Source organism: Paenibacillus sp. D9 (assembly GCF_001188365.1).
GTDB classification, from domain to species: Bacteria; Bacillota; Bacilli; order Paenibacillales; family Paenibacillaceae; genus Paenibacillus_O; species Paenibacillus_O humicus.
Window position 1 is genome coordinate 4,224,433 of the sequence record NZ_JZEJ01000001.1, and the last position, 22,156, is coordinate 4,246,588.

Annotated in this window: 22 protein-coding genes; 16 read left to right on the forward strand and 6 right to left on the reverse strand. The window is 56.8% G+C overall.

Annotation, left to right across the window (positions count from 1 at the left end; genetic code table 11):
• Positions 1-12: 12 nt before the first annotated feature.
• From VE23_RS18985 to VE23_RS18995, 3 genes are read right to left on the reverse strand one after another with little or no spacing between them, the layout of a single operon-like run.
• Entirely contained in the window at positions 13-900 is an 888-nt protein-coding gene (locus tag VE23_RS18985) for a DUF4097 family beta strand repeat-containing protein (RefSeq protein WP_049868806.1), read from the reverse strand.
• The gene (locus VE23_RS18990) at positions 900-1,457 is read right to left on the reverse strand and encodes an HAAS signaling domain-containing protein (RefSeq protein ID WP_048747119.1); all 558 of its coding nucleotides are present in this window, start codon (positions 1,455-1,457) and stop codon (positions 900-902) included. Before VE23_RS18990 ends, VE23_RS18985 begins: the two co-directional genes overlap by 1 nt.
• Positions 1,454-1,774 carry a PadR family transcriptional regulator gene (locus tag VE23_RS18995; RefSeq protein ID WP_021879056.1) on the reverse strand — a complete coding sequence of 107 codons (321 nt, stop codon included), beginning with the start codon at positions 1,772-1,774 and terminating at the stop codon, positions 1,454-1,456. The genes VE23_RS18990 and VE23_RS18995 overlap by 4 nt, the downstream gene beginning before the upstream one ends.
• Before the next feature lie 260 nt (positions 1,775-2,034).
• On the opposite strand from VE23_RS18995, the gene VE23_RS19000 reads away from it, so the two are divergent.
• The 10 genes from VE23_RS19000 to VE23_RS19045 all read left to right on the forward strand — a co-directional run bounded on the left by VE23_RS19000 (position 2,035) and on the right by VE23_RS19045 (position 15,101).
• Positions 2,035-3,426, forward strand: coding sequence for an extracellular solute-binding protein (locus tag VE23_RS19000; RefSeq protein WP_232313099.1), 1,392 nt, complete (start codon positions 2,035-2,037; stop codon positions 3,424-3,426).
• Between the two features lie 121 nt (positions 3,427-3,547).
• Complete coding sequence (locus tag VE23_RS19005) at positions 3,548-4,441, forward strand: carbohydrate ABC transporter permease (RefSeq protein ID WP_021879054.1); 894 nt, start codon at positions 3,548-3,550, stop codon at positions 4,439-4,441.
• A 16-nt stretch (positions 4,442-4,457) separates the two neighbouring features.
• On the forward strand, positions 4,458-5,285 hold the full coding sequence (locus VE23_RS19010) for a carbohydrate ABC transporter permease (protein ID WP_021879053.1): 828 nt from the start codon (positions 4,458-4,460) through the stop codon (positions 5,283-5,285).
• 256 nt (positions 5,286-5,541) lie between these two features.
• Positions 5,542-7,302, forward strand: a complete 1,761-nt coding sequence (locus tag VE23_RS19015; protein WP_049869802.1) for a cache domain-containing sensor histidine kinase — start codon at positions 5,542-5,544, stop codon at positions 7,300-7,302.
• A gap of 3 nt (positions 7,303-7,305) precedes the next feature.
• Positions 7,306-8,505, forward strand: coding sequence for a response regulator (locus VE23_RS19020; protein WP_021879051.1), 1,200 nt, complete (start codon positions 7,306-7,308; stop codon positions 8,503-8,505).
• A 602-nt stretch (positions 8,506-9,107) separates the two neighbouring features.
• On the forward strand, positions 9,108-10,835 hold the full coding sequence (locus VE23_RS19025) for a peptide ABC transporter substrate-binding protein (protein WP_307721804.1): 1,728 nt from the start codon (positions 9,108-9,110) through the stop codon (positions 10,833-10,835).
• Positions 10,836-10,970: 135 nt separating this feature from the next.
• Positions 10,971-11,894, forward strand: coding sequence for an ABC transporter permease (locus VE23_RS19030; protein ID WP_048747123.1), 924 nt, complete (start codon positions 10,971-10,973; stop codon positions 11,892-11,894).
• Between the two features lie 7 nt (positions 11,895-11,901).
• On the forward strand, positions 11,902-12,843 hold the full coding sequence (locus VE23_RS19035) for an ABC transporter permease (protein ID WP_021879047.1): 942 nt from the start codon (positions 11,902-11,904) through the stop codon (positions 12,841-12,843).
• A gap of 294 nt (positions 12,844-13,137) precedes the next feature.
• Positions 13,138-14,115 carry an ABC transporter ATP-binding protein gene (locus VE23_RS19040; protein ID WP_048747125.1) on the forward strand — a complete coding sequence of 326 codons (978 nt, stop codon included), beginning with the start codon at positions 13,138-13,140 and terminating at the stop codon, positions 14,113-14,115.
• Between the two features lie 14 nt (positions 14,116-14,129).
• On the forward strand, positions 14,130-15,101 hold the full coding sequence (locus tag VE23_RS19045; protein ID WP_048747126.1) for an ABC transporter ATP-binding protein: 972 nt from the start codon (positions 14,130-14,132) through the stop codon (positions 15,099-15,101).
• 606 nt (positions 15,102-15,707) lie between these two features.
• On the opposite strand, the gene VE23_RS19055 is transcribed toward VE23_RS19045, so the two are convergent.
• Both VE23_RS19055 and VE23_RS19060 read right to left on the reverse strand, forming a co-directional pair.
• Complete coding sequence (locus VE23_RS19055; protein WP_049868807.1) at positions 15,708-16,400, reverse strand: PspA/IM30 family protein; 693 nt, start codon at positions 16,398-16,400, stop codon at positions 15,708-15,710.
• A gap of 59 nt (positions 16,401-16,459) precedes the next feature.
• Positions 16,460-16,693 carry a PspC domain-containing protein gene (locus VE23_RS19060; RefSeq protein WP_232313100.1) on the reverse strand — a complete coding sequence of 78 codons (234 nt, stop codon included), beginning with the start codon at positions 16,691-16,693 and terminating at the stop codon, positions 16,460-16,462.
• 230 nt (positions 16,694-16,923) lie between these two features.
• Here VE23_RS19060 and VE23_RS26645 point away from each other — a divergent pair, with 230 nt between their 5' ends.
• On the forward strand, positions 16,924-17,076 hold the full coding sequence (locus tag VE23_RS26645; RefSeq protein ID WP_021879041.1) for a hypothetical protein: 153 nt from the start codon (positions 16,924-16,926) through the stop codon (positions 17,074-17,076).
• 149 nt (positions 17,077-17,225) lie between these two features.
• Here the strand turns inward: VE23_RS26645 and VE23_RS19065 are convergent, their stop codons facing one another.
• Positions 17,226-19,463 (reverse strand): ATP-dependent helicase, encoded by a 2,238-nt coding sequence (locus VE23_RS19065; protein ID WP_049868808.1) that lies wholly within the window; start codon positions 19,461-19,463, stop codon positions 17,226-17,228.
• A 215-nt stretch (positions 19,464-19,678) separates the two neighbouring features.
• Here VE23_RS19065 and VE23_RS19070 point away from each other — a divergent pair, with 215 nt between their 5' ends.
• The 5 genes from VE23_RS19070 (at position 19,679) to VE23_RS19090 (ending at position 22,108) form a co-directional block, all read left to right on the forward strand.
• On the forward strand, positions 19,679-20,110 hold the full coding sequence (locus tag VE23_RS19070) for a MarR family winged helix-turn-helix transcriptional regulator (protein WP_232316998.1): 432 nt from the start codon (positions 19,679-19,681) through the stop codon (positions 20,108-20,110).
• A gap of 105 nt (positions 20,111-20,215) precedes the next feature.
• Positions 20,216-20,854 carry a nitroreductase family protein gene (locus tag VE23_RS19075; RefSeq protein ID WP_048746836.1) on the forward strand — a complete coding sequence of 213 codons (639 nt, stop codon included), beginning with the start codon at positions 20,216-20,218 and terminating at the stop codon, positions 20,852-20,854.
• Positions 20,855-20,974: 120 nt separating this feature from the next.
• Positions 20,975-21,271 (forward strand): putative quinol monooxygenase, encoded by a 297-nt coding sequence (locus VE23_RS19080; protein WP_049868810.1) that lies wholly within the window; start codon positions 20,975-20,977, stop codon positions 21,269-21,271.
• A complete protein-coding gene (locus VE23_RS19085) occupies positions 21,246-21,521 on the forward strand; it encodes a hypothetical protein (protein WP_157053999.1) in 276 nt (91 codons plus the stop codon). Before VE23_RS19080 ends, VE23_RS19085 begins: the two co-directional genes overlap by 26 nt.
• A 77-nt stretch (positions 21,522-21,598) precedes the next feature.
• On the forward strand, positions 21,599-22,108 hold the full coding sequence (locus VE23_RS19090; protein WP_049868812.1) for a GNAT family N-acetyltransferase: 510 nt from the start codon (positions 21,599-21,601) through the stop codon (positions 22,106-22,108).
• The last annotated feature ends 48 nt before the right edge of the window (positions 22,109-22,156 follow it).

The window sequence follows — 22,156 nt, forward strand, 5'->3', positions numbered from 1 at the left end:
TTGTGGTTTGAGTCAACGCTGCTTGAGGGATATATTCCCTGACCCGGCCGAGAGGCGGACCGGGATCTCGCCGTTCCCGAACACGATCGTGTCGGTGTCGGCATCGCCCTTTTTCTCTCCGCCGCCCCAGTCGATCCGGAAGGTGCCGGACCCCGTGGAATAGCTGACGGCAGCGGATTCCGGAGCCTTTTTCGTCTGGATCGTGACGTTGCCGCTGCCGGAGCGGGCCTCGAGCGGATGCATAAGCGCGTCGAGCTCGACGCGGATGTTGCCGCTGCTGGTCTTCGCCCTGATCGCCCCCTCCACGTCAGTCAGGCGGATATTGCCGCTGCCGACGGTCGTCTCAAGCTCATTCATGCGGCTCTCTTCGATGGAGAGGTTGCCGGAACTGGTTTTGATCTTGGCTCCGTCCGCTTCGACCTCGCTTATTTCAACGTTTCCGGAGCCGTTGTCAAGCTCCAGAACGGAGGCTTTCAGCCCTTCGAAGTTGATGTCGCCGCTGCCGGAGTCCACGATGATGGAGTCGTATTGACGCTCCGGCAAGGAGATCTCCAGATTCACGTTGACGATGTTGAGGCCCATCGTGAAGCCGGTGTCGGCATCGCTTTTCAGGATGGCCGTATCGCCTTCCTTGACGAGCTCGACGCGGATTTTTTTCAGGGCTTTTCCGTTCGCCTTGCCGGTTGCGGCCGCTTCGATGACATCCGCCTTTCCTTTGACCAGGGCGACGTCCATGCTGCCGGATTCAACCTTGAGGCGGGCAATGCCGACGGCGGGGATTTCCTTGCGGATATCGACTTCCTTCAAGCCGAAGCTGAGGTCGGAACCGGCAAAGGTGAAGCCCCCGCCGACCAAGCCGGCCAGAAGCAGGATGAGCGCGAATACAACGAGATTGCGCATCAGGATTTCCTCCCTTTCATGACTCGGGTATTCAATTGAAGATACTTCAGCGTCAGCCTCATGAAGCCGCGGGTCAGCTTGTAGGTGCCGGCGCCGGCGAGCAGTCCAAGCGAGAGCAGAACCATGGCGGCGGAGATCGCCTGCGGCCCGGTCAGCGCGTCTCCGAACCAGCCTTCATAGAGGACGGGAACGACGGAGAGCACGAGAGCGGCCGATGCCGCCCAGAACCCGAACAGAACTCCAAGCAGGCCGATATACGGACCGAGGACGAAGACCAGATTGAAGAAACCGATGCCGACGGCGGCAAATACGGCTCTGGAAACGGAGGGCAGGCTGCCGCCCTTGCTTTCCGCTTCGGCTACCCGGTATCCGAGCAGCAGCTCCTTGGCGGCCAGCTTCGGATCTCCGAGCTCGGAGGCGGCTTCCTCCTCAAGGCGTCCGTGCTCGGCCGCCAACCGGAAATGCTCCTCGTAATCGTACATCCATTCCTTGCGGGTGCGCTCTGGAACCGGAGACAGCAGATTCCACAATTGCTGAAGATATTGCTCTCTGTTCATCGTTCGACACCTTCCTTGATCAATTCATCCACCGCGATCGAGAACGACCGCCATTCGCTGATGAGAGACATGAGATGGGAATGTCCCTGCGGGGTCAGCTTGTAGTACTTGCGGGGAGGCCCCTCCGTCGATTCCCGGAGATAGGTCGTGAAATAGCCTTCCTGCGTCAGGCGGTTGAGCAGCGGATAGACGCTCCCGACCGCGACCTCGAACTTTGCGGACATCGCGACGGCGAGCTCGTAACCGTACCGGTCTTCCCATGCCGCAAGTGCAAGCACGCATAGATCCAGCACACCTTTTTTGAATTGTACATTCATATGCGTTGCTCCTAACTATAATAAGGTATTCATTAATGTAGAATAGCTGGCTGTGAAGAATACCGTCCGATGGCTATACTATACCACTCACTATTATGCTTTGCAATATAGACTTGGAAATATTGGCAGATGCCCGGAGAGGTTTCCTAAAAAACGAAAACCTTGAAAAAGCAAACCTCACACCTTGAGGATGCCTCATTGTTGAAAACGATTTCTTGGCGGATAATTCGACTATAAACTTTGCAAGGGGGACACAACAGGTGGAAAACCAAGTAAAGAAAAACCACGCCATCAAAAAAACGGTCAGCGTCCTGACTATCGGCGCTCTTGCAGTCGGCCTCGCAGCCTGCGGCAGCAGCAACGACAATAACGGGGGCAATTCCGGCGGAACGAACACGGCAGCCAACACGGGATCGAGCACGAATGCCGGAGGCGCCGCGACGGATTCCGGCAAGAAAGTCACGATTACATTCCAGAACATTTATCCGGACGCGACTTCTCCGGCCAACAAGCTGCTGAAGGAGCTCGTCGCCCAATACGAATCCGAGCATCCGAACATCAAGATCGAGCTGGATTCGCTCAATACCGACCAGCAGAAGCTGAAGCTGAAAACGCAGGCCGGCAACAAAGAGATTCCGGATATCACGATTGTGAACCCGGCGGCTCAGATGAAGCCATACGTGGATGCCAAGCTCCTCGCTCCGCTCAACGATATGCTGGATCAGAACGGCCTGAAGGATACCTTCCAAAAAGGCCTGCTCGATTACTACAGCTTCGACGGCAACACGTACGCGCTTCCTGACGGCAACAATATCGAAGTCGTCTACTACAACAAGGACCTGTTCACCCAAGCCGGCATCAGTGACGTTCCGAAAACGTTCGACGAGCTGATCGCAGACGTGAAGGCGCTCAAGGCCAAAGGCATCACTCCAATCGCCATCGGCGAGAAGGACACCTGGACCGGCTCCTTCCTGTTCATGAACATCCTGCTCCGCACGAACGGCGGCCCTGGTTTCCTGCAGGACGTTCTCGACGGCAAGAAGGACTTCAACGATCCGGCGTTCACGGAAGCGGTCGACGCCTTCCAGGAGCTGGTTCAAGCCGGAGCGTTCCCTGAAGGCGCGACTTCCATCGACGCCAATGCCGGCGGCAACATCTTCAAAACCGGCAAAGCGGCCATGTTCATCATCGGTTCGTGGGAAACGGGCAACATCGACGCTTCCTCGGTAGCGGGCAAAGTCGGAGCCTTCACGTTCCCGACCGTAAACGGCAAAGGCGACCTGAACCAGTTCATGCTGGCACCGGGATCCGGCTTCGCGATCTCCGCGAACAGCAAGCATCTGCAAGAAACGAAGGACTTCCTGAACTTCTTCATGACGGAGTTCCCGAAAAAGAAATTCGAGCTTAAAGACGCTGTCGGCGTAGGCCAAGTGGTTGAAGGCGACTTCAAGGCGGCAGGCTACTCGGATCTGGCCATCAACATCCTGGATCTGTTCAAAAACGTCAGCGGCGGAGACCTCGCCTTCGACAACACGATGAACCCTGCGGTCGCGCAAGCGCATCTGAGCAGCATCCAGAACCTCTTCGTCCAGAAGGTAGACTCCAAGCAAGTGGCAAAAGAACACCAAGACGCATTCGCTGCCAACAAGTAAGCGATAGCAAGGCGCATGCCGGCGCCAGAAGCCGGATCGAGATGGGCGGCAAGGGCGGACTCCGGCATGGAGCCGCCCTTGCCCCGCTCCATGCGATAGAGAACGGAGGAGTTGAAGAACCATGAATGTGCTCAAGGTCCCCAAGCTTACGATTGCCGTGTTCGTTCTGCCTTGCTTGCTGCTGTATGTCAGCATGGTGTTCGTGCCGATCCTGTTTTCCGTCTACAACAGTACGTTCCAGTGGGACGGCCTTTCCTCGGTGAAAGAGTTCGTCGGCCTGGAAAACTATAAGAATATCCTGCTTAACGATCCTTACTTCTGGCCTGCCGTCCGGCGCACGCTCATGTACGCCGTCTTCTCCATGGTGGAGATTCCGGTCTGCCTGCTCTTTGCAATTCTGATCAACCGCTACGTCCGCAAGGGCAACACGCTCGTATCCATCTACTTCATGCCGGTCATCCTCTCGGTCGTCATCATCGGCCAGCTGTGGAAGACGATCTACAATCCGCTCGATATGGGCGGCATGATCAACGGCGTGCTGCATTTCCTGGGCATGGACTCGTCCATGAAGGCATGGCTGAGCTCGCCCAAGTTCGCGATGTACTGCCTTTATATCGTTTCGCTCTGGCAATACTTCGGCTACCATCTGCTCATCCAGTTCACCGGGGTGCAGAATATTCCGGCCGATATTTACGAGGCCGCCCGGATCGACGGCGCCGAAGGCTTCAAGGCCGACCGTTACATCACGCTTCCGCTGATCGTGCCGGTGTTCAAGATTTCCATCGTGCTGGCCTTCATCGGTTCGCTCCAGGCTTTCGACCTCATCATGGTCATGACGGGCGGAGGTCCGGCCCATGCGACGGATGTCATCTCCACGCTCATGTACAACAATACGTTTATGTCCAATAAATACGGTTACGGCAGCGCGCTGGCCATCGTTCTGGTCATCATCTGCCTGGTGTTCACGGTCCTCATCAACACGATTTTCAAACGCGTAGAGAATAAGGTAAGCTAAGGGAGGAAAAACATCCATGTCCGCTATCAAGAAATGGATCGTCTATCTTCTCCTGGCGATCCTTGTCGTAACCCAGCTGTACCCGCTGCTCTGGCTCGTCCTGTACTCGTTCAAGACCAACGAGGAGATTTTGGGAGGCAGCTTCTTCGCCCTTCCTCAAAATCCCCGCTTCGCGAACTACACGGAAGCGTTCGAGGCAGGCAATTATCTTCGCTATCTTGCGAACAGCGTCATCGTCACGGTCGTCACGATGGTATGCGTCATCGTGCTGGCCAGCATGGTCGCCTACGCAATATCCCGGTTCCGCTGGAAGCTGGCGCCGGTCGCGCTCATCATCTTCATGCTGGGCCTGATGATCCCGATGCAGGCGACCTTGCTGCCGCTGATGACGATCTTCAAGGGCATTCCGTTCCTGAAAAACACGCTCGGCATGCTTATTTTGCCTTATATCGCCTTCCAGACTCCGGTAGCGGTTTTCATCCTGAGCGGATTCATGAAAGGCATTCCGCATGAGATCGAGGAATCGGCATTCATGGACGGAGCGAGCGTCTACCGGATCTTCCGCAGCATCATCCTGCCGATCTCCGTTCCTCCGATCATGACGGTGTGTATCCTTACCTTCATTAATATCTGGAACGAATACATCCTGGCGGCGACGTTCATCTCCAAGGAAAGCCTCAAGACGCTTCCCTTCGGCGTCAACAGCTTCGTCAGCCAATATGCCGTCAACTACGGCAATATCGGAGCGTTCCTCGTCATGGGCGCGATTCCGGTTATCCTGATCTACTTCATCCTGTCCGAGCGAATTACGAAGGGCATGGTGGCAGGCGCGGTCAAAGGGTAAAGGCTAGCTGCGCGGCTTCGGCCGAAAGCTGCTGCGCATCGACAGCAACAGCATCTGCGCATCGACGGCGAAGCCCCGCAGAGCACGGCTGAACGAAATAGATAAAAGCCGCCTGGTAAGCGGCGCGACAACCCCGTCCGTGAAACCGCTCACGGACGGGGATTTGTCATTAAAAAACGGGAAGGGGTCATGCAGCTTGAAGCGGCGAGGAAGCAACTCATTTCAAACCTGGCTGTTCATCGTGCTGCTCAGCTGCATGACAGGCATGGTGATCATCGTCAGCCTGCTGTTCTACAACCGGACGACAGAGCAGCTGAGGGCAAAGATCCACGATCTCTCCAGCAAAAACGTCGCCCAGACAATCGGCCTGTTCGATCTGGTCGACAAAGGCTTCGACAGCCTGTCCAAGTCGATCAGCAACAACTTTGATCTCGTCCGCCTGCTGACCAGCCATCCGACCGAGCCTCAAGAGCAGTTCGCGAATGAGAGGGCGATCACGAACATTATCGGAACGAACTTCTTTTCCCGCGACGACCTGATCGGCATCCATGTCATGACGAACCAAAAGCGCATCTACAACTATGGGAACTACATCAACGAGGTCAAGCCGGGCTACGACAAGACCGGCTGGTACAAAAGCATCGTCGACGAAGGCGGGAAAATCGTCTGGCTGGGCCTATTTCCAACATCCGTCATCGATGAGAACGAAACCCGTCCGGTCCTGGCCTTCGGGCGTCAGCTGTATGATCTCGATGTGCACAAGCCGATTGGAGTCGTTCTCTACGAAACAAGCCCGGCCCCGATATTGAAGGCGCTTGAAAATCTCAAGCTCAGCTCCAACAGCAAGGTCTATCTGCTCGATGAGCGCGGCAGTCTCGTCAGCGCTACCGACGGCTCGGAGGACCTGCCGGCATTCGCCGATGTCCGCCGCCCGGATAACGTCGGAGAGACCGAGGTATACAGCCGGGACGGCCGGCTCATCGTCACGTCGCGCCTTCCGTTCGCAGACTGGACAGCCATCACGGTCACGCCGGAAAAGGATTTGAACGTCGAGCTGGTGGAGATGCGCCGGTACTTGTTTATCGTTGGGCTTATCCTCATTCTTGTCTCCATCGTCGTAGCGACGATACTGTCCAACACGATTTCTTCGCCGCTCAAGCGGGTCATCCGCGAGATGAAAAAGGTCGAGCTCGGCAATTTCCAAGGGCAGGTTCAGGTCCGGAGCTACCGGGAAATCAATTCGCTGGCCGGCTCCTTCAATGAAATGGTGCGGCAGATCGATCAGCTCGTCGAGCGGGTGAAGATCAGCTCGATGAGCGAGAAGAACGCGGAGCTGCTGGCGCTTCAGTCCCAGGTCAATCCCCATTTCCTGTACAATACGCTGGACATGATCTATTGGATGCTCGACGAAAAGGAAGAGGATCATCTCGGCGAGGTCGTTCTGTCCCTCTCCCGCATGTTCCGCTACAGCAGCCATTGGGAGCAGGGGGCGCTGGTGACGCTGGGCGAGGAGCTGGAGCAGATCCGCGATTATCTGACGATCATTACGATCCGGCTCGAAGGCAGAGTCTCGGTGATCATGGAAGTTCCGCCCGAATATCTTTCGGTTCCGCTGCCGAAAATGACGCTGCAGCCGATTATCGAGAATGCTGTCAAGCATGGACTTGAGCCGCTTGGCGGTGAAGGATGCCTGGTCATCACCGCCGGCAGCCAGGGGGCGCGGCTGACGATTACGGTGAAGGATAACGGAGTCGGGATGGATGCGGCCGCGCTGGCCATGCTCAGAGCCTCTCTGGACAGCGAGATCAACGCGCCGGGAAGCGTCTTGGAGCCGGGGATCAAGCGCAAGGGCGGCATTGGCCTTCCCAACGTGCACCGCCGCCTCATCCACACATTCGGACCGGAATATGGACTGCGCCTGAGCAGCGAGAGAGACGAGGGAACGACGGCATCCATCACGCTCCCGCTTCCGCCGCGCCAGACGCCGGTTATTCCGCTACCCAAGAAGGAGGAGTGACTCATGCATATTCTGGTCGCCGACGATGAAAGCATCATCCGGACAGGGGTGAGACGGACGCTGGAGCAGGCACGGCCCGGATATACGATCCACTTGGCGGATTCCGCCGATCAAGCGGCGAAGCTGCTTACGGAGCATCCGATCGATATCGTGCTGACGGACATCCTCATGCCCGGCATGAACGGTCTGGAGTTCATGCAGCTGTCGAGAGCGAAGCATCCCGGAATCAAATGGGTCGTCATATCGGCTCATTCGGAATTTTCCTATGCGCAGAAGGCGGTGCAGCTGGGGGCCAAGGACTATCTGTTGAAGCCGATCGGTAAAAAGCGGCTCGTCGAGCTTCTGGAAGAGCTGGAGGCGGAGCTTGGCCGGGAGCGGTCGGAGGTCAAGCAAAGCGAGCTGCTGAGGACGAATTTGAAATACTTGCGGGAAGGCATGTTCCAAAGGCTGGCTGCAGGCCATGATATCCGAAACCTGGACATCGGGCCGCTCATGGACCGGTATCCGGAATTTTATCTCGTCGTCGTCCGTTTGGAGGCGGGCAGCCGCGATGCGGGGCTGGAGCATTTCATCGTGGACAATGTGTTCTCCGAGCTCATCGGCCGTTACGGCGAAGGCTTCGTCGTCAGCTACGACCGGCTGACGCTGATCGGGCTCGCTTCCGTAGAGACCGAGGACGCGTTTGCCCAGCTGATCGCTTCGCTGCGGGGATATTTGGGCCATTATCTGAAGCTTCCTTTCCGAATAGCAAGCAGCGGCGTCATGAAGGAGATCCGTTCCGTCCCGGACACGATCATGAAGCTTGCCCGCCAGGCATCGCATGCCGCGGCCGGACAGGAGGAGGCGGTCCGGATCAAGGGAGGCAGCGACAACAAGGCGATTGAAGTCGCGCTCCAGTATATTGAGGCGCATTATAAGGAAGAAACTCTATCGCTCGAGAGGATCGCTTCCGTCGTTTACCTCAATCCGGTCTACTTCAGCCAGCTGTTCAAGCAGAAGACCGGGCAGGGCTTCAAGGACTACATCATCGGGCTGAGGCTGGAGGAAGCCAAGCTGCTGCTGCGGGAATCGGATCTGAAGCTCGCGGATATCGCGGAGCGGATCGGATATCAGGACATGCGCCATTTCACGCAAGTATTCCGCAAGAGATTCATGCAGACGCCGACGGAATATCGGACCCGCAAGAAAATGGAACAGCGGTAACTGTCCATAGCTGACATGGACGTGGCACCTAATTAGGCTTCCCGCCTCTTCAAGAGGGCCGGGATGCCTATTTATGTAAAAGGCGATTCGGGATCTGGAAGGAAGTGTGGGAAACGGCAATCCTTCCAGGGAACCATGTATATAGAAGGGAAGTCAGGTGAGAATAGGACAGTGGCGGGATTGGAAACAGCCGGCGGGTTCTATCGGGGCTTTTGCCGGCTGGTCGGGGAGAGGTCGTTTGCCGGTTGTAGAAGACCGGAACAGCTCGGGGAATTTATAAATAAAGATGAGAATCCATAAATAAAAATTCATCTTGATTTGCTTAGAAATTGTAAAGAATAGGGCAAGTTTTCCGATAAATCATTTCATCCGTTGCGGCTCCTATGAATAATACTTTATCAAATAATTGCGTTAATTGAATGAAGCGTCAGTGTGATGAAATTAACATTGAATAATTATAAGTGTAAAAAATTGAGAATTCTCCTTGAGGCGCGAATAAATTTATCGGCCGAAAGAAAATAATGCAAGTTGTTATTCTTACTATGTAATAGTATAATTCATTTATGCTATTCAACCATTAATGTGAGGGGCGTGTAAGGTTAGTGTACAAAAAGACAGGATTGACACTGGCAGCACTGATGATCGCAGGCAGCGTGCTTGCAGCATGCGGCGACGGCAACAATAACAGCAACTCCGGCAATACCGGCAACACCGGCGGAGATGCGGCCGGCAACACGGCAACGAACACCGCCGAAAATACCGGCGGCGAAGCAGCCGGCAACCTGGCCGCAGATCAAGTCTTCCGCATGAACCTCACTTCCGAGCCTCCTACTTTGGACCCGGCTCTGATGCAGGACAACGTGTCCGGCACGGTTGCAAACGGCCTGTTCGAAGGTCTGACGAAAGCCGATAAGAACGGCGAGATCGTTGGAGGCATGGCCGAGAAATGGGATGTTTCCGAAGACGGCAAAACGTACACGTTCCACATTCGCCAAGGCTCCAAATGGTCCTCCGGCAACCCGGTCACGGCTCATGACTTCGAGTTCTCCTGGAAACGCACGCTGGATCCGAAAGCGGCTACACCAGCTCCTTACGCTTACCAGCTTTACTACCTGGCCGGCGCTGAAGAGTACAACACGGGCAAAGGCAGCGTAGATGCCGTTGGCGTCAAGGCGATCGACGACAGCACGCTGGAAGTCAAGCTGAAAAACCCGACGACTTACTTCCTCAGCCTGCAGACGTTCTACACATACTTCCCTGTAGACAAAGTCGCAGCCGAGAAGGATCCGAACTGGGCCAACGAAGCGGCAACGTTCTCCAGCAACGGACCGTTCAAGCTCGCTGCCTGGAAGCACAACGATTCCGTTGAGCTCACTCCGAACGACGGCTACTACGGCAAAGCCGACGTGAAGCTGCAAAAAGTCCAGTTCTCCATGATCGCAGACTCCAACACCGAGTTCAACAGCTTCAATACGGGCAAGCTGGACTGGGCAGGAGCGCCGACCGGCACGATTCCGCTGCCGCAACTGGCCAAGCTGCGCAAAGAGAACAGCGACAAGCTGCAAATCAAAGACACGGCGAACACGTACTTCTATATCTTCAACCAGTCGAAGAAGCCGTTCAACAACGCCAAGGTCCGCAAAGCCCTCTCGATGGCGATCGACCGCCAGCTGCTGATCGACCGCGTCGTATCCGGCGGCCAAAAACCGGCCTTCGGCTTCGTACCGCCAAGCATCACGGGCGAATCGAAGAGCTTCCGCGAGGAAACGCAGGATGCTTACTTCAAGGAAGACGTCGCTCAAGCGAAAACGCTGCTTGCCGAAGGTCTGAAAGAAGAAGGCATGGCTTCCTTCCCTGCGACGACGCTGCTCTTCAACACCTCCGATGCGCATAAGCAAATCGCTGAAGCTGTAGTCGACATGTGGAAAACGAACCTCGGCATCGAAGTGAAGCCGGAAGTCCAAGAGTGGAAAGTCTTCCTGAAAAACCGTACCGCTCTTAACTACGACATCGCCCGCGCAGGCTGGGGCGCCGACTACAACGATGCCATGACGTTCCTCGACCTGTACGTAACGGGCGGCGGCAACAACGACATCGGCCACAAAAACCCAGAATACGACAAGCTGATCAAGGACGCTTATGCTTCCCCGGTTCAAGCGGATCGCGTGAAAATGATGGCGCAAGCCGAAAAAATCCTCATCGAGGACGAAATGGCTGTAATGCCGATCTACTACTACACGAGCTCCGAACTGGTTAATCCAAAAGTCAAAGACGTTATCATGGATTATGCCGGCAACATCAACTACAACAACGGTTACTTTGAGAAATAAGCCATACCGCTGAACAGCTGACAGAGAGAAGAAGGGATCGCGGCTGGAGCCGCCGTCCGGTGCTGGACACCGGACCGTCTCCGGCCGTCCCTTCTTTCTTTGCGGTTGGGCTGGGTAACGAAAAGAGGTGCTGGAATGTTTCGATTCATCGTTCGGAGGCTCATCAATATCGTCATCTCGCTCGTCGTGCTAGCGTCAGCGACGTTTTTCCTGATGAAAGCCGTTCCGGGCAACCCTTTCCTTAACGAAAAAAACTCGCAGGCCACCATTGATGCGATGATGAAATATTACGGTCTGGACAAGCCGTTGTGGCAGCAATACCTGACTTATATGAAAAACCTGTTCCAAGGTGAATTGGGCGAGTCGCTCAAGACGCCGGGGCGTTTTGTTACCGACATCATTTCCCAATCGTTCGGCAACTCCCTCAAGCTCGGCCTTGTCGCCGTTGTCGTCTCTGTCATCGTAGGCGTGGCGCTCGGCATGATCGCCGCGATGTACAACCGCAAGCTGATCGACAAGATTGCCGTGTTTGTCGCCATTCTCGGCATTTCCATTCCGAACTTCGTCGTCGGTTCCGTCATGCAGTATCTGCTTGGCGTCAAAGTCACCTGGTTCAACGTCGCCGGACTTGCAGGACCGATGGATTACGTATTGCCTACGATCGCGCTCTCCGCGCTGCCGATCGCTTTCATCACCCGCTTGACACGCTCTTCCATGCTTGAAGTGCTGACCGCAGATTACATCCGTACAGCCAAGGCCAAGGGGCTGTCTCCTATGCGCATTGTGCTGCGCCACGGATTGCGCAATGCGATTCTGCCGGTCGTCACCTATCTCGGCCCGATGAGCGCCAACGTCATCACCGGCTCCGTCGTCGTCGAGAAAATCTATGCCATCGCAGGCTTGGGCAAATTCTTCACGGACAGCATCGCGAACCGCGATTATCCGCTGATTATGGGCATCACGCTGTTTTACGCGGTCATTCTCATGGTGGCAAGGTTCCTGGCCGATATCGGCTACGCGCTGGTGGATCCGCGCATGAAGAAGAGCAAAGGAGGCTGATTCCAACATGGACAACACAACTGACCAACGCCGGCCTTTGCCGGATCCGAAAAAGTTCATTCCGCTGAAGAAGCGGGAGAACATCCAGCAGCAGATGGCGCCAAGCTACACGACCTGGAAGCTCGCGATGATGAAGCTGACTTCCAACAAGTTCGCCATGGCTGGCGGCGTCGTTCTGATTCTGCTCATTCTGATGGCCATCTTCGGCCCGATGATGACCAAATACGACTTCCGCACGACAAGCCTGCTCAATTCTTTCCTGCCTCCCGGAGCCGATCATTACTTCGGCACCGACGACCTCGGACGCGATATCTTCGCGCGGAGCTGGAAAGGCGCGCAAATCTCTCTGACCGTGGGCATCATCGCCGCGCTTGCCGATGTCATTCTCGGCATCATCATCGGCGGCATCATGGGCTTCTTCGGCGGCAAAGTCGATGAAGTGCTCAACAAGATCACCGAAATCCTTTATTCGATTCCTTACCTGCTCGTCGTTATCCTGCTCGGCGTCGTGCTGGGACAAGGCATGCTCACCATCATCATCGCCCTTAGCGCGACGGGATGGATCAACATGGCCTGGATCGTGCGAGGCCAGATCAAGCAGCTCAAAAATCAGGAATACGTCCTGGCGGCTCAAGCTGTCGGCTCCGGCGGATTCCGCATCCTTTTCAAGCATCTGATTCCGAATACGATGGGCCCTATCATCGTCACGATGACGCTGACCGTTCCGAGCGCGATTTTCGCCGAAGCTTTCCTGAGCTTCCTCGGTCTAGGCGTGCAATCCCCGGCTGCATCATGGGGAACGATGATCAACGATTCGATCGTAAGTTATCAGCTGTACCCTTGGACGCTTCTGTTCCCGGCCGGACTTCTCTGTATCGCCATGCTGGCTTTCAACATTTTCGGCGATGGCCTGCGCGATGCATTCGATCCGAAAACCAAGGTGGAATAGGAAGACCCGACTATCGAAAGCTCTGTCTCCGCTGCTGCTGAGACGGGCAGCCGGATGACTTCTATACCCCGACAAGATGAAGTTGAATGCTTGCTGTTCGGCGCAGCAGGCGGAATGTCCCCGGAAAAGCGACAGCGCTCGCCTTTGAAGACCGGATTCCAACCCTGTAAGGGGATGGACAATGAAGGAATCCGGGCTTCAACAGCGATTGAAAGGGACATCCGACCTGCGAAGCGCATCGATAGCGACATTCAACTTACTAGCTACCACCGACATGAGGAAGGTGAAACTCTTATGGAACCGATTCTTACAGTCGACGGCCTGCGCGTCTCTTTCCGCGTCCGCGGCGGCGAAGTGCAGGCCGTACGCGGCGTCTCCTTCTCGATGGACAAAGGAGAGGCGCTGGCAATCGTCGGCGAGTCCGGATCCGGCAAGAGCGTCACGGCCCAATCCATTATGCGTCTGATTCCTACGCCTCCGGGCGTTTTCAAGGACGGCTCGATCGTTTTCGAAGGCAGCGACCTGCTGAAGAAGACCGAGAAGCAAATGGAATCCGTACGCGGCCGCGATATCGGCATGATATTCCAGGATCCCATGACATCGCTCAATCCGACGATGACCATCGGCGGACAGATTATTGAAGTGCTGGTCCGCCATCAGAATATGTCCCGCGGCGACGCCGAGAAGCGCGCCGTCGAAATGCTGCGGATCGTCGGCATTCCGAATCCGGAAGCCCGCGTCAAGCAGTATCCGCATGAATTCTCCGGCGGCATGCGCCAGCGCGCGATGATCGCCATCGCGCTGAGCTGCGACCCTACGCTGCTCATCGCCGATGAGCCGACGACCGCTCTCGACGTCACGATTCAGGCTCAGATCCTTCAGGTCATGAAGGACATGCAGGAGAAGCTCGGCACGTCGATCATTCTTATCACCCATGACCTTGGCATCGTTGCCGACATGTGTGATAAAGTTATTGTTATGTATGCCGGACAGGTCGTGGAGCGAGGCAACAAGTTCGAAATCTTTAAAAACCCTCAGCATCCTTACACCCAAGGTCTTCTGAAGTCCTTGCCGCGCATGGATCAGAGAAAAGACGAGCCGCTGATCCCGATTGAAGGCACGCCTCCGGATATGGCCAACCCGCCTCACGGCTGTCCGTTCGCGGCCCGCTGCCCGCACGCGATGGAAGTATGCGTCGAAGTCGATCCGTATATGTTCACGCACAGCCCGACCCATGAATCCAAGTGCTGGCTTCACGCCAAGCCGGAGTAAGGAGGACGAACAGTATGAGCAACAGCAATCATGCGATGCTGGATGTAAACGACCTCAGCAAGTTCTTCGATGTCGGCAAGAACAAAACGCTGAAAGCCGTGAACGGACTGAATTTGTCCATCCGCAAGGGCGAAACGCTCGGCATGGTCGGCGAATCCGGCTGCGGCAAGTCGACGGCCGGACGCACGATCATGCGTCTGTACGAGCCGACCTCCGGATCGGTTAATTTCAACGGCGAGAACATCTACTCGATGAAGGGCGCCAAGCTCAAGGCTCTGCGCCGCGAGATGCAGATGGTGTTCCAGGATCCTTACGCCTCCCTCAACCCGCGCTGGACGGTCGAGAACATCATCGCCGAGCCGCTGGATGTGCACGGCCTGACGCCGAGCAAAAAGGAGCGCAAGCTGGCCGTCGAGAGGCTTCTCGACAAGGTCGGCCTGAATCCGTCCCATCTGACACGTTACCCGCATGAATTCTCCGGCGGCCAACGCCAGCGGATCGGCATCGCCCGCTCGCTCGCGGTGGATCCGAAGTTCATCGTGGCGGACGAGCCGATCTCGGCGCTCGACGTGTCCATCCAGGCTCAGGTCGTCAACCTTCTGCAAAACCTGCAGAAGACGGAGGGCCTGACCTATCTGTTCATCGCGCATGACCTGGCGATGGTCAAGCATATCAGCGACCGGATCGCGGTTATGTATCTCGGCAAGCTGGTGGAGATCGCGGAGAGCGACGATCTGTACGCCGACCCGCGCCATCCGTACACCCAGGCGCTGCTGTCGTCCATTCCGGTACCGGATCCGGACTTCGAGGCGACCAAGGAGCGCATCGTGCTTCGCGGCGATCTGCCGAGCCCGATCAGCCCTCCGAGCGGCTGCCCTTTCCGTACACGCTGCCCGGCAGCTACAGAGCGCTGCGCGGCCGAAGTGCCGGAGCTGCGCCAAGTCGGCCCGAACCCTGGCCATCTGGCTGCCTGCCATTATGCTTAATGCTTTTTTGATCGAGAACGAACCTCTGGTATCCTTTATGGACGCCGGAGGTTTTTTTATCGTTTGATTCGAAGAGCGAATACGGAATGTATGGGATTCAATCGCTTGCGGGAGGGAGTTCCCATGTGTTCGGATCGGTTGAATTCGGTTCCTTTATTCGGCAGCAGAGGAGGCAGGCCCCGACTGGAGCGTTTGTGGAATTCCCTGATTTCGATTTCAAAGAGGTGGATCTGTTCGTAGGTCATCAATGCTCTCTCCTTTGATAGGAATGATAGGGTGGTCGTTCCGGCTCTGTACTTCCTTATCTTAGGAGCTTGGAGTGACAACAGTCTGTCAGCAATGGAAACCGACAGGAACAAATGTTCCAATCAGGGGAGGCTTAATCAAGTAGGGCTTGAGAATCTGCGGGGATATTTTGCAGGAAACGTTCCGCTTGAGAAGAAGCCCTTGGCATTCAAGGAGTTCATGGGCATCGAAAAAAGTCCATAGGCATCATAAGATTCGGCGGGCATGCAAAAAGAGCCCCCGGCCGGTAAAAGGAGCCGTAAGAATACAAGAAAAGCCCTTCGGCAGAAGTCCGCTCGAAGGGCTCAAGGTTAATGTTCGTTATTCGCTTTTCATCTTGCGGCGGAGTTCGGCGAGCTGCTCGTCAATGACGGAGGCGCGGCCGGAATCCGGGGCTGGCGCAGACGGCTCATAGGAAGAAGCTGCTGTGCCGGAGCCGGGCTTGTAGTCTCTGGAGAGGCCGAGCTGAGCTTCCCATTGAAGAATTTTCTCCTCGATCCGGTCGAATCCGCGTGAAGCGATTCCCGGCTCGAAGCCATGAGAGAAGCTCGGCGCCTTGCGCTCTGCGGCAGCTTCCGCTTTTTGCAGGCGCTCGCTCAGATCGGAGCGCTTCTGGACAAGGCGGGCGAGCTCTTCCTGGGCGCCTTCGAGGCGGATATCGAGCTCGGCAGAAGCATGCTTGGCTTGATCGTACAGGCGGCCGTATTCAGCCGCCTGCTCCGAATAACGGAGTTTGGTTTCGAGGGCAAGGCGCGCTTCCGACTCGCGGCCTTCGGCCAATGCCTCTTCGGCTTTGAGCTGGTTGTGCTGCGACAGCTGCTCGCATTCATCGAGGCGCTGCTTGTAAGCGCGGGAGGCGGATTGCTGGCGGCTGAGCTCGCTTTTCATGCCGTCGATTTCCTCTTCCATATTGCGGATATACTGATTCATCATCAAAACGGGATTTTCAAGCTTGCTGATGACTTCGTTGGCGGTAGCTTTGGTCAGGTTCATGATCCGGTCGAATACGCTCATGGGATGCACTCCTTTATATTGGGTATGGCGGGCTTTATTCGTGCGGCAGTCGTCTCGGCTTAGCGGTAGGTGTAGGAATCCGGGGGAGGCGGTGCCGCGAAGCCGGACTCCTTGGGAAGGATGACAGCGGCGGCGGCATAGATCAGGAGGGCCGTACCGCAGCTGAATACGGCTGCGGCGATGAAGCCGATCCGGAGCAATCCGGGATCAATGCCGTATGTGCGGCCGATTCCTCCGCATACCCCCGCAAGCTTGCGATCTGTGCGCGAACGATACAAGGTTCTCATACTCATGCATTCTCCTCTTGGCGCGGCGCCCTGCGGCGCTGCTTGATGTCCTTATTGTACCTCCTTGCCGGAAACGGCGACACGGACTCCCGAATGTAATTGCACCTGGACCCGAGACCGGGCTTGCCTCCGCCCCCGGCATGTGAGCGCCGCCTAGTGGATGTGCGATGAATGAAATGGCCGGCGGCTTCACAAGCTAACATCGCTTCACATTTCGATATCCGGGAGGTCCACTCATGGGCAAGAACAAAGCATCCAAAGCAGAGGTCCAATCCACGAAGCTGAACACTTTTGCTGAAAATGACACCGAGTTTTCCAATGAGCTCACTTCGGATGCCAAAGCGGCTTTCAGCGGCAAAGCGACCAAAGCAAACCGTAAAAAAAGCTAAGCAAAAATCCCCCGCTGGATGCGGGGGACTGTACATAGAACGAGTCGGCCGGTAAGGCGGCAAATCCGGAAAAGCGGCTTGAATGCTTTTACCGCCGCAGCCTGGAAAGCTAGTTCAAGAGTGTTTGCGGCTGAACCAGCTTGTGAAGCCTACTTGCTTTTAAACGCTTTGGCAGCGGCTGCCCGGGAAGCAAGCACCCCGGCCGCGGCTGGCTTCTCCGCAGCCCGCGCAGCAGGCTTGGATGCGGCTGAAGGGACTTGCTTCTCCACCGCGCCCGAAGGCTGGCCGGAGGAAACCGGAGAAGACTGGAAGGCAGCCAGCAAAAACCGGGAGACGTCGATTTTGCGGCCGCGGTAGGTGGCGGGAGAGCTGACCAGCAGCTCTTCCTTGGCCCGCGTGATCGCCACGTAAGCAAGCCGGCGCTCTTCCTCAAGCGCGGCTTCCTTGCGGGCTGCCGGATCGGAATCGGCGCCGCCGGCCAGCTTGTCCGCCTCCAGCGCAAGGCTGTGCGGCAGGATGCCTTCCGAAGCCCCGATGATGGCGACGGCGGGGAATTCAAGGCCCTTCGATTTGTGGATCGTCATGAGCTTGACGGCATCCTTGGCCGCATCGGGCGGCAAGGACTTCATCTGCGCATGGCGCTCCGCCATTTTCGAGACGAAGGTAAGGAATGACGGGACGTCGGCAAATCGCGCGGCGGAGGACTCCAGCTCGTCCAGCGATTCGCGAAGCGTCTCCTTATGCGCTGTCGCCCCCGCTGCGATTGAGCCTGCGGAAGAGGCTCCAGCCTGCTCCGCATCGAGGTAGGCGTCGTAAAACTCCTTGCGCATGCGCCGCACGGCATCGGCCGGCTTGAGCGCCTTGAGTCCTTTGACGAACGTAATGCGGGCTTGGATCTGCTCCTTCTGGAAATCCTTAAGCCCTTCCATCGTGAGCAGATGGATGAGCGGGCCTTTCTTGGGACGGGGATCGTCCTTGGCCCGGATGTGGGCCATGCCCTTATGCCGGTTGACATACATGGAAGGCAGGACGCCTTCCATAGCGGTGAAATCGCGCCGCTTGACCGACAGCCTCATATAGTCCACGAGCGGCTTGACGGCGGACTGGTCGTAGAACAGGTCCCCGGTATCCTGGATCTGGAACGGGATCTCCGAGAGGACGAGCTGCTCGAACATGGCGCGGCTGTTGCTTGCGGTACGGTACAGGATGGCGAAATCGCCATAGGCCCGTGCGCCTTCCTCTACCCGTTCCCGGATATGGGCGGTCACGGCGAGCGCTTCCTGATCGGTCGTGAAAGGACGGATGTACAGCGGCACGTCCCGGCTTGTGGCCACGGCCTTCAGCGTCTTCGGAAAGCGGGCCTTGTTATGCTTGATCACTTCGTTGCCGAGGCCGACGATGCTGGCCGTGGAGCGGTAATTGGTGTCCAGCGTAATCATTTTGGCCTGGGGAAAAGCATCCTTGAAGCCGAGAATATATTCGCTGCGCGCTCCGTTGAAGCCGTAAATGGTCTGGTCGTCGTCGCCGACGGCCATCAGATTGCCGTGGCCGCCGGCGAGCATGCGGATGAGCTCGTACTGCAGCAGGCTCGTATCCTGGAACTCGTCGATCATGATATAGCGGAAGCGCCGCTGAAGCGTCGCGAGCAGCCCGGGCTGCTCCCTTAGAAGTCGATGGGACCAGAGCAGGATGTCGTCGAAATCCATCCGCTGCTCGCGTTCCTTCCATTCCTCGAAGCGAAGCAGCAGCCGCTTGAGCTCCCGGTCCGCCTGCGTCCTGTCCGGCAGCTCCTCGAGCGGAACGAGGCTCAGCTTGGCTTCGGACAGAGCGGCGAGCGCAGTCTCCGGCTCGATCCGGTCGCCGAGGCCGAGCTCGCGGATCATGCCCTTGAGCACGATCATCGGATAGGGTCCGCTGCCGAGTATCTCCTGGCGGTAACCGCGGCTGCGGAGGAGCTGCAGGAAGAAGGAGTGGAACGTGCGGGCCGTCACTTGGGAGGCCGCGCCGGGCGGCATGCCGGGCAGAGCGGCGATGCGCTCCTTCATCTCGGCCGCGGCCTTGACCGAGAAGGTGACGAGCAGGATCGAGCGCGGGTCGGCGCCGCGCACGGCGACCAGATAGCCGGTTCTGCCGGCGAGCACGCTCGTCTTGCCGGAGCCGGCGCCCGCCAGCGTCAGCAGCGGGCCGTCGCCGTGGCGGACCGCCTCGATCTGCGGGCCGTTCAGGCTCAGGCCGCGGCTCTCGAGCGCGCGGAAGAAGCCGCTGTCGGCATCGCTGTCCGGCACGAGCCGGGGACTTCCTCCCGCGGAGGCGAGAGTGGCGTAGGGGAGCGAACGTCCGGTTGCTCCGAGCGGCTTTTTGTAGGGAATGGGTAGATTCGCGTTCATAGATGATGTCGTCTCCAATGTATGCCTTCCCTCAGGGGGAGAATGCTTGTTCGTCGTCCTATCAGGATAACGGATTTTGGGAGCCGGGACAAACGGGAATATGCGGAATGGTTGCAATCCGACTCTGGCCGTTGTATCATTGATCCATCAACCATTGATCCATCAAACGATGGAAGGAGGTTCTTGCCATTCCGAATTGCCGAACCGAAGATCTGTTGTGTCTGCTCCTTCATCTGAACAAGCATATCGCGACCCGGTTCGAGCGCTGCGCCGGCATCAGCCCGAATCGGCTCGAGCTGCTCTTCAAGCTGGCCGGCGGTCAGATCAGCCAGGCGGAGCTGCAGAAGGCGGTCTCGATCGATCCCGCCGCGGTCACCCGGCATGTCCAGCAGCTGGAAGCGGAAGGACTCGTCACCCGTACCCGATGCGAGAGCGACAACCGTCTGACGCTCGTTCAGCTGACGGAAGAGGGCCACAGCCGTCTGCGCTCCCACCAGGAACAGAAGGACCGCTTCATGGAAGAGCTGCAGTCCGGCCTCCGCGAGGAGGAGCGGCTTGAGCTTGTCCGGATGCTGCAGCAGCTCGGCGACAAGGTGCAGCAGGTGGAAACGGCGCTGAGCCGTTCCGGAAATGCCGGTACATCCTGATTTTTTTAGAATGAAGCATGGCTTGGAAAGAGACCCGGGCTTCCGGGAAGAAGACGGATGGATAGAGATAAAAATACAGAAGATAAGACAAGGGAGAGATAAATCATGACTGTATCTACAAAATCGAACGACTACAAAAAAATCATTTCCGAACGCCGCTCTGTGCGGGTATACGATCCGGCCGTCAAAATCAGCCGCGAGGAAATGACCGAGATTCTGGCGGAAGCGACCCTGGCTCCATCTTCCGTCAACCTGCAGCCGTGGAGATTCCTCGTCGTTGAAAGCGAGGAGGCGAAAGCGGCTCTGGCCGAGATCGCGCCGAACAATGCTACGCAGGTCAACACTTCGTCTGCTGTCATTGCCGTTTTCGCCGACATGAAAGCTTTCGATTATGCCGATGAAATCATGGGCGGAGCGGTTGAGCGAGGCTTCCTGCCGCAGGAAGTGAAGGACCAGATGATGGCCAACTACACTCGCCTGTTCGCTTCGATTCCGGCCCAGGCTTTCCGCGAGATGATTCTGGTGGACAGCGGCCTTGTATCGATGCAGCTCATGCTTGCAGCCCGCGCCCGCGGTTATGACACGAACCCGATCGGGGGCTACGACAAGAGCCGCATCGCCGACGTGTTCGGCATGGAGAAGGACCGCTATGTTCCGGTCATGCTGATCTCGGTCGGCGTCGCGGCCAAGGAAGCCCGGCTGACGACCCGCTTGGCTGTGGACCGCGTAGCGGAGTGGAAGTAAGCGCAGCAGGACGAGGCTGCAGGCTGAGTGAAGCTATAGCGGAGCGGAATACGCGTAGAAAGACAAGGCTATGATTGCCCGGATGGAACGGCATCAGGCCACGAGAGCGAGGAAACCGACATGATTATCATCCATGCAGGCATCAAGGTGAAAAGCGAGGCGGAGAGCGAGTTCCTAAGCGCCGCCGAGGCGCTGGTGGAAGCTTCCCGAGCCGAAGCCGGCAATGTTTCGTACAGCCTGCTCAAGAACACGGAGCAGGAGCATTCGTACACGATGGTCGAGCTTTGGCAGGATGCGGAGGCTGTCGCGGCCCATAATGCCAGCGGGCATTTTCAGTCGTTTGTGAAGTCTGCTCAGGCTTATATGGCGGCTCCGCTGGACGTGCGCGCTTTTGCGGGAGAAGCTGTTCAGAAATAATGGAGCTTCAGGGAATAATGGAGTTCCAATAATGGAGGTCCGGGGAATAACAGAGTTCCAGGGAATAACAGAGTTCCAGGGAATAACAGAGTTCCAGGGAAAAACAGAGTTCCATGAAATAATAGAGTTCCATGAAATAACAGAGTTCCAGGGAAAACTGCTTCCCGATATATGTCAGGGCCAGCCCATTCGGCTGGTCTTTTTGTCTATTTACCGGGGAAGAGGAAGCGTTCAGGAAGGTTTGATCTAGTCGTTCTTTACCAATCGAATTGCCGCCATTGTGATAACATGATCCTGAATCGTCTGATCGCGGGAGGGAAGCAGAACATGGAGACTGGTATCGGAATTCGCCCTATGACAGGGGAGGACATCGAGCTCATCTATGAAGGGTTGACCGGCCACGACGTCGGCAAGCCTCTTGATTACATCGAGCGCTGCTGGGAAGAGAACCAAAAGGGAGAAAGAGCAACATTCCTGGCCTTTCTGGAAAAGGAATTCGCAGGATGGGGACATGTGGTATTCAAGTCGGATTATCCGTACTTTGCCGAGAACCGAATCCCTGAAATTCAGAACTTCGACGTCATCCCGCCGTTCAGAAGACGGGGAGTCGGAAGCCGGCTGATCGAAGCGCTGGAGGAGCGGGTTTTTGCAAAATCGGATCTAGTCGGCATCGGATTCGGCTTGTATGCGGATTATGGCAGCGCACAGAGACTGTACGTCAAACGGGGATATATTCCGGACGGAAAAGGAGTCATGTACGGCAACCGTCCCGTCGAGCCCGGCGGCCAGGTCCGCGTGGATGACGATCTGGTGCTCTATTTGACGAAATCCAAATGAACGGGATTGAATGCAGGCCGCCAGCCGGGTATGCTAACAGAATAAGAT

Excerpts from the sequence above, each read along its gene's own strand:
- VE23_RS18985 (WP_049868806.1), bottom strand. The coding sequence starts at position 900 with ATGCGCAATCTCGTTGTATTCGCGCTCATCCTGCTTCTGGCCGGCTTG.
- VE23_RS18990 (WP_048747119.1), bottom strand. The coding sequence starts at position 1,457 with ATGAACAGAGAGCAATATCTTCAGCAATTGTGGAATCTGCTGTCTCCG.
- VE23_RS18995 (WP_021879056.1), bottom strand. The coding sequence starts at position 1,774 with ATGAATGTACAATTCAAAAAAGGTGTGCTGGATCTATGCGTGCTTGCA.
- VE23_RS19005 (WP_021879054.1), top strand. The coding sequence starts at position 3,548 with ATGAATGTGCTCAAGGTCCCCAAGCTTACGATTGCCGTGTTCGTTCTG.
- VE23_RS19010 (WP_021879053.1), top strand. The coding sequence starts at position 4,458 with ATGTCCGCTATCAAGAAATGGATCGTCTATCTTCTCCTGGCGATCCTT.
- VE23_RS19015 (WP_049869802.1), top strand. The coding sequence starts at position 5,542 with ATGACAGGCATGGTGATCATCGTCAGCCTGCTGTTCTACAACCGGACG.
- VE23_RS19020 (WP_021879051.1), top strand. The coding sequence starts at position 7,306 with ATGCATATTCTGGTCGCCGACGATGAAAGCATCATCCGGACAGGGGTG.
- VE23_RS19030 (WP_048747123.1), top strand. The coding sequence starts at position 10,971 with ATGTTTCGATTCATCGTTCGGAGGCTCATCAATATCGTCATCTCGCTC.
- VE23_RS19035 (WP_021879047.1), top strand. The coding sequence starts at position 11,902 with ATGGACAACACAACTGACCAACGCCGGCCTTTGCCGGATCCGAAAAAG.
- VE23_RS19040 (WP_048747125.1), top strand. The coding sequence starts at position 13,138 with ATGGAACCGATTCTTACAGTCGACGGCCTGCGCGTCTCTTTCCGCGTC.
- VE23_RS19045 (WP_048747126.1), top strand. The coding sequence starts at position 14,130 with ATGAGCAACAGCAATCATGCGATGCTGGATGTAAACGACCTCAGCAAG.
- VE23_RS19055 (WP_049868807.1), bottom strand. The coding sequence starts at position 16,400 with ATGAGCGTATTCGACCGGATCATGAACCTGACCAAAGCTACCGCCAAC.
- VE23_RS19060 (WP_232313100.1), bottom strand. The coding sequence starts at position 16,693 with ATGAGTATGAGAACCTTGTATCGTTCGCGCACAGATCGCAAGCTTGCG.
- VE23_RS26645 (WP_021879041.1), top strand. The coding sequence starts at position 16,924 with ATGGGCAAGAACAAAGCATCCAAAGCAGAGGTCCAATCCACGAAGCTG.
- VE23_RS19065 (WP_049868808.1), bottom strand. The coding sequence starts at position 19,463 with ATGAACGCGAATCTACCCATTCCCTACAAAAAGCCGCTCGGAGCAACC.
- VE23_RS19075 (WP_048746836.1), top strand. The coding sequence starts at position 20,216 with ATGACTGTATCTACAAAATCGAACGACTACAAAAAAATCATTTCCGAA.
- VE23_RS19080 (WP_049868810.1), top strand. The coding sequence starts at position 20,975 with ATGATTATCATCCATGCAGGCATCAAGGTGAAAAGCGAGGCGGAGAGC.
- VE23_RS19090 (WP_049868812.1), top strand. The coding sequence starts at position 21,599 with ATGGAGACTGGTATCGGAATTCGCCCTATGACAGGGGAGGACATCGAG.